The following is a 9,706-nucleotide window of genomic DNA, read 5'->3' as shown; positions in this document are numbered from 1 at the left end:
AAATTTATACTGTCGCGGATGTATCGACAGTATGGACGGCTGTTACGGTTTATCCTAAAGATCTTAACGTGATTCGGGTTGGTCAGAAAGTTACTGTAAAGGCAACGGCTTACGACATAAAGAGCGAAGGAAGCGTGACTTATATTTCCACCTTGATCGGCGGACAAACGCGTACGGCAACAGCCCGGGTTGAGCTGGACAATAAAGAAGGAAAATGGCGCCCCGGTATGTTTGTGAATGCTGAACTAATAGCCGAAGAAATTGAAGTACCTGTTGCGGTTTCTGTTGATGCCATACAAACGTTCCGTGATTGGTCGGTGGTATTTGGTCGTTATGGCCAGTATTTCGAGGCTCGTCCTTTGGAGTTGGGACGCAGTGATGGTGAAATGGTTGAGGTTCTCGAAGGGCTTGCTTACGGTGAGCAATACGCCGGAGGTAACAGCTTTGCCCTGAAAGCAGAGCTGGGTAAAGCGGGCGCAACGCACGACCATTAAATCGATAACCTGATCAAAGCGAGCTAACATGTTTGAACGCATTTTATATCTATCTATTTATCAACGCGGGATCGTGCTGATGGCGGTCTTGATGATGGCAATTATTGGCATCTATAGTTACCAGAAACTACCGATTGATGCGGTACCCGATATCACCAACGTACAGGTTCAGATTAATACGGTTGCGGCGGGCTATTCACCAATTGAGGCAGAACAGCGCATCACGTTTCCGATTGAGACCATCATGGCAGGTTTGGCGCATCTGGACTATACCCGCTCAATTTCACGTTATGGATTGTCGCAAGTAACCGTGGTTTTCAAAGATGGCACTGATGTTTATTTTGCACGCCAGCAAGTTAGTCAACGTATTCAGGAAGCTAGGAGCCGATTGCCCGTTGGCGTTGAACCCATGTTGGGGCCTATTTCCACGGGGCTGGGCGAAATTTTCATGTGGACTGTGAATGCCGAGGAAGGCGCTAAGAAACTGGATGGTACAGATTATACCTCAACTGATTTACGGGAAATCCAGGATTGGGTAATTCGTCCGCAATTGAGGATGGTGAAGGGGGTTACAGAAATCAATACCGTGGGTGGTTATGTCAAACAATTTCATGTAGTGCCGTACCCGGAAAAAATGATTTCTTTTGGTTTGACGTTGACCGACTTGATGACTGTTCTGGAGCGCAATAATCTGAATGTCGGCGCGGGTTATATCGAAAGAAGCGGAGAGCAGTATCTGGTTCGCGTACCGGGGCAAGTCGCTGACTTGGACGAAATTGGCAATATTATTTTGAGTTCTCGGCAAGGAACACCTATTCGAATAAAGGATGTGGCGGATATTCTGATCGGCAAAGAGCTGCGCAACGGTGCTGCTACTCAAAATGGCAAGGAAGTAGTGATAGGAACGGTGCATATGCTGATTGGAGAAAACAGCCGTATCGTTTCTCAATCTGCAGCCAAGAAACTGGAGGAAATCAATCGCAGTCTGCCCGAAGGCGTTTTTACTACACCCGTCTATGATCGCACCATCCTAGTCGATAAAACTATTCATACTGTGGCGAAGAATCTGCTCGAAGGCGCTGCACTGGTGATTGTGGTATTGCTGTTGTTTCTTGGCAACCTGCGAGCCGCACTGATTGCGGCATTTGTTATTCCGCTGTCAATGTTATTCACTTTCACGGGCATGGTGACTAATCATGTCAGCGCTAATCTGATGAGCTTGGGGGCGATTGATTTTGGCATTATCGTGGATGGTGCGATTGTCATTGTGGAAAACAGCATACGTAGATTGGCACAGGAACAGACGCGCCTGGGAAGAGTGCTCACGCTCACTGAGCGGCTGGAGTTGGTGTTTGATGCCTCCAGGGAGGCGCGGAAGGTGTTGATTTATGGTGAGTTGATCATCATCATTGTTTACTTGCCGATTTTTGCATTGACCGGAGTGGAAGGAAAAATGTTTCATCCAATGGCGTTGACGGTTGTGACGGCATTGGTTGGTGCGATGATTCTTTCGATTACATTTGTTCCGGCGGCGATCGCATTCTTTTTGACCGGCAAGGTACAGGAAAAAGAAAGCCGTGTGATGGTGTGGGCTAAAAAAATCTATGTGCCAGTATTGACGACAACCATGAATAACCGTGCACTCACCGTCACGATAGCAATTGTGATTGTTATTTTGTCGGGATTGCTGACTACGCGCGTTGGTAGCGAATTTATTCCCAGTTTGAATGAAGGTGATATTGCATTGCATGCCATCCGTATTCCAGGCACCAGCTTGACCACTGCAGTCGAAATGCAGAATGAACTGGAAGTGGTCATCAAGAAATTTCCTGAAGTCGAACGGGTATTTTCCAAAATTGGCACAGCTGAAATAGCGACTGATCCGATGCCGCCCAGTGTTGCAGATACTTTTATTATCTTAAAACCACAATCGGAATGGACTGGGGAACATCGAACTAAGGCAGAACTGATTGCTGCGATGGAGCAAGCGGTACATAAGGTTCCTGGCAACAATTATGAATTTACCCAACCGATCCAGATGCGTTTCAATGAACTACTGTCTGGGGTGCGTGCCGATGTAGCGATCAAGGTATTCGGCGATGATATGGATACTTTACTGGACTTAGGAGAAGAAATTGAAAGACTGCTTGGAACCGTTCCAGGCGCTGCGGATGTCAGAACCGAGCAGATTACAGGACTACCGGTACTTTCGATCCAAATGGATCGTGCCCAAATGGCGCGTTATGGGTTGAATGGTCGCGATGTGCAGGATGTGGTCGCGATGTCGGTGGGTGGTAGAAGTGCTGGCATGATTTTTGAAGGTGACCGTCGCTTTGATTTACAGATAAGGTTGCCGGAGCATTTGCGAGTAGATATTGAAGCATTGAAACGACTACCCATCAGTATTTCGTTACAAAGTGTTGCGTTGGCACCCATTATGCCGCAAGCGGCTCAGCCAGCTATACCGGTTTTTGTCACTTTGGGTGAAGTAGCCAGATTCGAATTGACTCAAGGTCCCAATCAGGTCAGCAGGGAAAATGGCAAACGCAGAATCGTAGTCACCGCCAACGTTCGTGGTCGGGATCTGGGTTCGTTTGTTAACGAAGCGGAAGATCTCATTAACGAAAAGATCCAAATCCCTCCTGGCTATTGGACAACCTGGGGCGGCCAATTTGAGCAGATGATGTCCGCAGCGCAACGCTTGCAGATCGTGATACCGGTTGCGCTCGGCTTAATATTCATTCTACTATATACGATGTTCGGCAATGTGCGCGATGGATTACTGATGTTTACTGGGGTCCCGTTTGCCTTGACCGGCGGGATATTGGCTTTATGGCTGCGCGATATTCCTTTGTCCATCTCAGCCGGTGTAGGGTTTATCGCCCTCTCCGGCGTAGCGGTACTAAATGGTTTAGTAATGTTGGCGTTTATCCGGGGTTTAAGAGAAAAAGGATTGCAACTGGATGACGCGATTCAAACCGGTGCATTGACCCGATTGCGTCCGGTTCTGATGACCGCACTTGTGGCGTCGATCGGATTCCTGCCCATGGCGCTTGCCACCGGTATCGGCGCGGAAGTGCAGCGGCCTTTGGCAACGGTGGTGATCGGTGGCATTCTGTCGTCGACTGCGTTGACGCTGCTAGTGCTGCCGGTGCTGTACCGGATCGTACATGGGAAGGATAGTTCGAATAAAGACACACTGGTAGATCCTGAAACAAAAAAGATACAAGGTTAATGATAGCGCCATTAGTTCAATGAAACTATATCCAGAGCTTTATAACGATTGCAGCTGTGGGATTCATCGCGCTAACCGGAATTTTCGTGCTAAATGGAATTGTCATGTTGACGTTCATTCGTAATTTGCGCGAGCAAGGCTACGCGCTTGTTGACGCGATCCAGCCAAGCGCATTGACACGAATACGATCTGTATATTAATGACTGTTTTGACAGATGCGGTTGGTTTCGTTTCTATGGCTACTGCCACGAGTATGGGTACAGAAATACAACGACCTTTGGCAACCGTAGTTATACGTGTGATTTTGTTCTCTACTGCGTTAGCCCTACTAGTACCACCTGTTTTATTTTAATTGGTGCAAAGGAAAGATATTTCTATATCAATAAATATACGATTAATGGAGGCAACTTAAATGACTAAATTTTTTCAATCTTTTACTGGCAGAGAATCCGTGTTCTCCTTTATGGGTTTGGCAGTAATTTTGCTTGCTGCAATCTTCGGGATTATTCCCGATGCGGTTGCTCACGGCGTAACCGAGGGGGATAAAGGCTATATTCGGGAAAGCACTGGTATATTGCCAATCCCTTTTATCTATCTCGGTGCAAAACATATGATAACCGGATACGATCACTTGCTGTTTTTGTTGGGTGTGATTTTCTTTTTATACCGTCTTAAAGATGTATGTATCTACGTAACCTTGTTTGCTGTTGGTCATATTATTACATTGTTATCCGGCGTATTGCTGGAGATCAACATTAGCCCTTATTTTATAGATGCAATTATTGGCTTTTCAGTTGTTTATAAGGCGCTCGATAATATGGGCGCCTTTCAACGCTGGTTTGGTTTCCAACCTAATACTAAAGCCGCTACCTTTATTTTTGGGCTGTTTCATGGTTTTGGTCTAGCTACTAAAATTATGGAATACGAGCTTCCATCCGATGGACTTTTGCCAAACCTTGTCTTTTTCAATATTGGCGTTGAGATAGGGCAGATTTTGGCTTTGGTAGCAATTCTGATTGCGATTACCTACTGGCGCAAATCGGGTAGCTTTATGCGCCAAGCCTATTCAGCAAATGCTTTTATGATGATGCTTGGTTTTCTTCTAATGGGATACCAGATCACAGGCCATTTTGCTTACTTGTTTCAAATTTAACAACGTTATTACAGGAGAAAAACAATGCACAACTCAAGTGTCCCTTCAAATCAGGAAGTGCCCTCAACAGGCAAACTGATTAAATCAACCATTTTTGCAATAATTATCTCAGGCATTTTACTCGTCACCGTTGTGATGCCAGCCGAATATGGTATTGATCCTACGGGAATTGGTAAGGCCACTGGCTTGAAAAGAATGGGCGAAATTAAAGTCTCACTTGCAAAGGAAGCCGCGGCAGATCGTGTAAAAGATATGGCTGCTAATACACAGGCAGAAGCTGTAAAAGAGGAAGTTATAGTGACTGTCCCAGAACCCGCACAATCCACACTGAACCATGAAATGCAAGTTACACTTGCCCCGGATGAAGGAACGGAAATCAAGGTAACTATGACCAAGGGAAGTAAGGTTCAATACTTGTGGGAAACTGACGGAGAAAATGCAAACTTTGACATGCATGGAGACTCAAAAAAACTCAAGATTAACTATCATAGCTACAGTAAAGGTTCAAAGCAAAGGAGCGAAGGTGTTCTGGAGGCAGCATTTGAAGGCGATCACGGATGGTTTTGGAGAAACCGGACATCTGAGCCGATGACAATTACTCTGAAGACTAATGGTGAATACAGCGATATTAAGCAATTCAAGTAGAGACAAGAAATAAAGCTAGTTTTGAGTACAGGCCATAGATGCTAACACCCCTCAGAAATTCAACCTATCGACATTTATTTGCAGCGCAGATTATTTCCTTGTTGGGAACAGGATTGACCACTGTGGCGCTAGCATTACTGGCTTATGATCTGGCTGGCGACAAAGCCGGTATCGTTTTGGGTGCGGCACTGGCTATTAAAATGATAGCTTATGTGAGTATTGCACCAATTGTCGGTGGATTGGCCGCCTCTTTACCCCGAAAAAAGCTTTTGGTGATACTTGATATTATTCGGGCAGGCTTTGTATTGTGCCTACCTTTTGTCGAAGAGATTTGGCAGATTTATCTTATCATCTTCCTGATGCAATCATGCTCTGCCGGATTTACGCCAATGCTTCAAGCGACTATATTGGACATTATTCCTGACGAAAGTACTTATACCAAAGCTTTGTCGCTTTCCCGACTGGCCTATGATCTGGAATCTCTGGTCAGCCCCATGCTGGCAGCTACCGCTTTACTGTTTATGAGTTTTAATGTGTTGTTTGCATTCAATGCGTTGGCTTTCTTGATCTCAGCTCTTATTGTTGTCACAGCGCTCTTGCCAAAAAGGAAAATAGCTCAAGAGGTCAGAATCGTATCCGCCTGGGAGAAAATCACTTTTGGGGTACGCGCTTATCTCGCCACACCCATTTTGAGGGGCTTACTGTCACTTTCTATGGCCGTGTCTGCAGCTGGGTCCATAGTGATCGTTAATACAGTTGTGATTGTACGTAGCGGCTTCGGATTGGGCGAGCAAGAGGTGGCGCTGGCATGGGCAGTCTATGGGGGCGGATCAATGCTTGTGGCATTAACGCTTCCCAAGTTGCTGCAACATCTGCCGGATCGCCCTCTTATGCTGGCCGGGGCTGCTTTGTTGGCGGCTGGCTTGCTGGCAGGCTCTTTTGTTTCAACATTTTTTTGGCTTTTGCCAGTGTGGTTTTTACTGGGCAGTGCAACTTCTCTTATAAATACCCCATCAGGCAGATTGCTGAGACGCTCATCTGCGGAAGAAGACCGTCCGGCCTATTTCGCAGCACAGTTTTCACTCTCACATGCTTGCTGGCTTCTCACCTATCCACTTGCGGGATGGTTAGGAGTCACACTAGGAATTACAGAAACCTTTTATGTTTTCTCTGCTATTGTTTCCATGAGCTTTGTAACGGCTCTTTATCTGTGGCCACATCAGGAGCAAATAGCTTTAATGCACATTCATCAGAACATCAATCCTGACCATCCACATTTGAATGATGCAGAGGTTGTGCAGGGAGGCTATCAGCACAAGCACGATTATGTGATTGACCATCATCACAGGACATGGCCATAAAAATCTAGCAAGTGATTAAGCGACAATCGAAGGAATTAAGTATAAAAGGAGAGCATAAAAAAGTGATGGTGGGGTTTAGGAAGCAATGGAATGTAAAACCCCATTAACCAAAATTTCCAAGATTGGACAGTAGCGAATGGCAGCAAAGGGTCGAAACGTGCCAGCCAACTAAAACGCCGCTATGATGCGGCGTTTTAGTTTGATCTGTCGGCATATGGAATGCCAATAATGTCAGTTATTGAATGTTGACTTGGTTGCTAATAGTGGTCGAACATTGAGGGGTCGATAGGCTTCTCCCTTTCATGATTAACATTCACTTAAAACTCGTAATCGGGAACAACGTTTATTTTATACACCCTTTTTTCATCAACGATAAATTACTACTAGGTTATCTTAGGGTTTAACCCATCTTACTGATATTTAAATATATGTCATGTGATTATTATCTCTATTTCCTCTGTTAAAAATAAATTTTTCACTATCTCACCGTCTGCTTTGAGTTCGAAAGTATCAGATCACGTGTGAGCCAATACACCCTATGCTGTTAACACCGAGCGACTTTGTCGTATCTTAATTACCAAGTTATACCTCCAACTTCTACCGATGAAGGACGCGCCATTATAAGGATCAATGGCGCGTAGATGTTCACCGGAAAACCAAGCAAATAAGGCGTTGCTACGTCTTTATGATAGCGATCATAAATTGCCATCATCAGGACTTCAACAATGATTTCTTTCACAGAAAAAAGATCCGTTCAGAACACGATATTAGAACAGAACAAGATACTTGCCAGCAATCCGTCGTTTAGCGACAAACGGCAAGCGCAAAAAGTCAAGTCTGAGGCAATGACTAGACTTGGTTTGGTTAGTCAGGCAGACACCGGATTTGTGACGCCACAAAAGCTAGACCTGCCCATCATCAATGTTGACGGCGATACCTGGTATATCCTGAACCAGGGCGCAACGAGAGAGGACGGCAAAACATTGCTGCACTTGTCGAGCACGACTCGCGGCAGACAGACAAAGAATGGCGTTAACCCAGTTCAAATTCAGGAATGGGTGGATTTAGAGAAAGTATCTGATCAACCCCCAAGTCAGCAAGACAATGAAGATGTTATAGCCCCGCGTGAACCTACCTCGCAATACTATGAATTTGACCCGAACCGAAAACAGGCTCAAAGAACGAAAGATAACGAGGCCGCTATGTCGCTACTTGCGCGTATTGATTCCGGTGAGATTGATCCGAACAAGCTAACGGGCGAGCAAAGACTGACGCTTGCCAAATATTCCGGTACCGGCGGGGCATTAATTGGTGCGGATGGTAAAAAGGGTTCGGCTTACGAATACTACACTCCAAAACCGATAGCTGAAGGCATCTGGACCCTGCTCGAAGAACTTGGGTTCGAGGGCGGCAAAGTTTTGGATCCGAGCGCGGGTGTGGGCATATTTGGTGCCACGGCGCCACTTAATGCGGCAATTGACGCTGTTGAGCTCAACGAAACATCGGGCAGGATTAACGGCCTGGTGAATGATGGACCAGGCTATGTTGCAACGATATCCCCATTCGAGAAGGTTGCGGCAAATACCCCAGATGAGCAATTTGATGCGATTGTCACTAACGTTCCGTTCGGGGGCGTTGCTGATCGTGGTGGCAATCAGTTGCACGATAGCCGGTATCAGAAAGAACCGCTGCAGAATTACTTTATATTGCGCTCGCTTGAGAAACTAAAACCGGGTGGATTGGCGGTATTTATCACGCCTCCGCGATGCGTGTCAGGTAAAGGCGGCAAAGAGGAAGATCTGCGCGTTAAGGCAAGTTACATGGCCGAATTTATGGGTGCTTATCGACTTCCCAATTCAGTTTTTGGTACTGCCAGCGCGGATACCATGACCGATGTGATCGCCTTCCGTAAATATGACCGGGAAACGCTCGACAAGATTGCTGAATTGCGCGAACAGTCACCTCAAACGCTGATCGATGCGAATGTGCAGTGGCAACCCTTTATTGAAGGCCAGTATTTCAATACCGAAGGCAAGCGGTTCATCCTGGGCGAGTTCGTTCCAAAAGATCCGAATAAATTCCGTGACGTAGATCGAGTCATGAACCCGGCCAGTATGCCGGAAATAGCCAGAATGCTAAGAAGATTCCCTGACTCAAGGATCAACTGGGATTTGTTGGGTACCACAGAAACATCGCCAATAGTTTACCGTGATGGCGACACCATTACTCAATCCGGGCAAACACTGCAAATGCAGGATGGCCGGTGGGTGCCAATGGCTCGTAATGAAGAGAGTGCTGACATGGCGGGATTGCTTGGCAAACTGGCAACCCCATACGCAGCCTTTGAAAACAGAATTCAATGGTCTGATGCATCAAAATTATTCGATTACATGAATGACACCTCGCAGGCGCTGGATATTCCTGGCTGGATGCGAGCTGCAGTCAATGAACTCAGACAACTGCCTGACCATGGCGACCGGGCAAAATACTGGAATGCCGGTGTCGTGGGATTGGCCGTATCTCAAGTGCTTGATGAGCGATTGAGTGAAGAAACCGGCGTGAAGTACATCGATGAGTATCCGGCGCTATCCGATGCCATGCAGGTTGTCTACTCCGCAGCCAAAAGCCGCCCTTCAAGTCTTGGCGGGAAACTGCGCGATGCCATGAAGATAATGGGCAACCATTACCAGAAAAAAACTGGATTCTCTGCGGTATGGCGCGGCGATGTGCAGCAATCGGTAACACCTCTTGAGATAACGGCTGATTCAGGATTCGAGGGATTACGTTACAAAAGCAGATCGATATGGGCGTCGATCGA

General features: G+C 46.4%; 9 protein-coding genes. 8 read left to right on the top strand and 1 reads right to left on the bottom strand.

The genetic code is table 11. The features are described from left to right. The 7 genes from Q0C11_RS13560 to Q0C11_RS13535 form a co-directional block, all read left to right on the top strand. A partial coding sequence (locus tag Q0C11_RS13560; protein ID WP_293008856.1) for an efflux RND transporter periplasmic adaptor subunit occupies window positions 1–494 on the top strand: 494 nt, incomplete at its 5' end. A gap of 28 nt (window positions 495–522) precedes the next feature. Continuing rightward, the gene (locus Q0C11_RS13555; protein ID WP_293008854.1) at window positions 523–3,729 is read left to right on the top strand and encodes a CusA/CzcA family heavy metal efflux RND transporter; all 3,207 of its coding nucleotides are present in this window, start codon (window positions 523–525) and stop codon (window positions 3,727–3,729) included. A 104-nt stretch (window positions 3,730–3,833) separates the two neighbouring features. Then, the gene (locus Q0C11_RS14740) at window positions 3,834–3,929 is read left to right on the top strand and encodes a hypothetical protein (RefSeq protein WP_367273766.1); all 96 of its coding nucleotides are present in this window, start codon (window positions 3,834–3,836) and stop codon (window positions 3,927–3,929) included. Further along, window positions 3,929–4,081: an efflux RND transporter permease subunit gene (locus Q0C11_RS14735; protein WP_367273765.1), complete on the top strand. Its 153-nt coding sequence runs from the start codon at window positions 3,929–3,931 to the stop codon at window positions 4,079–4,081. The genes Q0C11_RS14740 and Q0C11_RS14735 overlap by 1 nt, the downstream gene beginning before the upstream one ends. Before the next feature lie 111 nt (window positions 4,082–4,192). Beyond that, on the top strand, window positions 4,193–4,882 hold the full coding sequence (locus Q0C11_RS13545; protein ID WP_367273767.1) for a HupE/UreJ family protein: 690 nt from the start codon (window positions 4,193–4,195) through the stop codon (window positions 4,880–4,882). 24 nt (window positions 4,883–4,906) lie between these two features. Then, window positions 4,907–5,527, top strand: coding sequence for a transmembrane anchor protein (locus tag Q0C11_RS13540; RefSeq protein WP_293008850.1), 621 nt, complete (start codon window positions 4,907–4,909; stop codon window positions 5,525–5,527). Window positions 5,528–5,565: 38 nt separating this feature from the next. Next, a complete protein-coding gene (locus Q0C11_RS13535; RefSeq protein ID WP_293008848.1) occupies window positions 5,566–6,888 on the top strand; it encodes an MFS transporter in 1,323 nt (440 codons plus the stop codon). A gap of 574 nt (window positions 6,889–7,462) precedes the next feature. Here Q0C11_RS13535 and Q0C11_RS13530 read toward each other — a convergent pair. Next, a complete protein-coding gene (locus Q0C11_RS13530) occupies window positions 7,463–7,627 on the bottom strand; it encodes a hypothetical protein (protein ID WP_293008847.1) in 165 nt (54 codons plus the stop codon). Here Q0C11_RS13530 and Q0C11_RS13525 point away from each other — a divergent pair. After that, on the top strand, window positions 7,614–9,706 hold a 2,093-nt coding region (locus Q0C11_RS13525; RefSeq protein WP_293008845.1), incomplete at its 3' end, for an N-6 DNA methylase. The two genes, Q0C11_RS13530 and Q0C11_RS13525, sit on opposite strands and share 14 nt — an antisense overlap.

Origin of the sequence: Nitrosomonas sp. (genome assembly GCF_022842015.1) — a bacterium.
In the GTDB taxonomy this organism is placed as follows: Bacteria; Pseudomonadota; Gammaproteobacteria; order Burkholderiales; family Nitrosomonadaceae; genus Nitrosomonas.
Note: the sequence above shows the minus strand (reverse complement) of the source record. Positions and strands in the feature narration are given on the sequence as shown.

Coding starts and splice junctions, on each gene's coding strand:
- Q0C11_RS13555 (WP_293008854.1), top strand. CDS start 523: ATGTTTGAACGCATTTTATATCTATCTATTTATCAACGCGGGATCGTG.
- Q0C11_RS14740 (WP_367273766.1), top strand. CDS start 3,834: ATGTTGACGTTCATTCGTAATTTGCGCGAGCAAGGCTACGCGCTTGTT.
- Q0C11_RS14735 (WP_367273765.1), top strand. CDS start 3,929: ATGACTGTTTTGACAGATGCGGTTGGTTTCGTTTCTATGGCTACTGCC.
- Q0C11_RS13545 (WP_367273767.1), top strand. CDS start 4,193: ATGGGTTTGGCAGTAATTTTGCTTGCTGCAATCTTCGGGATTATTCCC.
- Q0C11_RS13540 (WP_293008850.1), top strand. CDS start 4,907: ATGCACAACTCAAGTGTCCCTTCAAATCAGGAAGTGCCCTCAACAGGC.
- Q0C11_RS13535 (WP_293008848.1), top strand. CDS start 5,566: ATGCTAACACCCCTCAGAAATTCAACCTATCGACATTTATTTGCAGCG.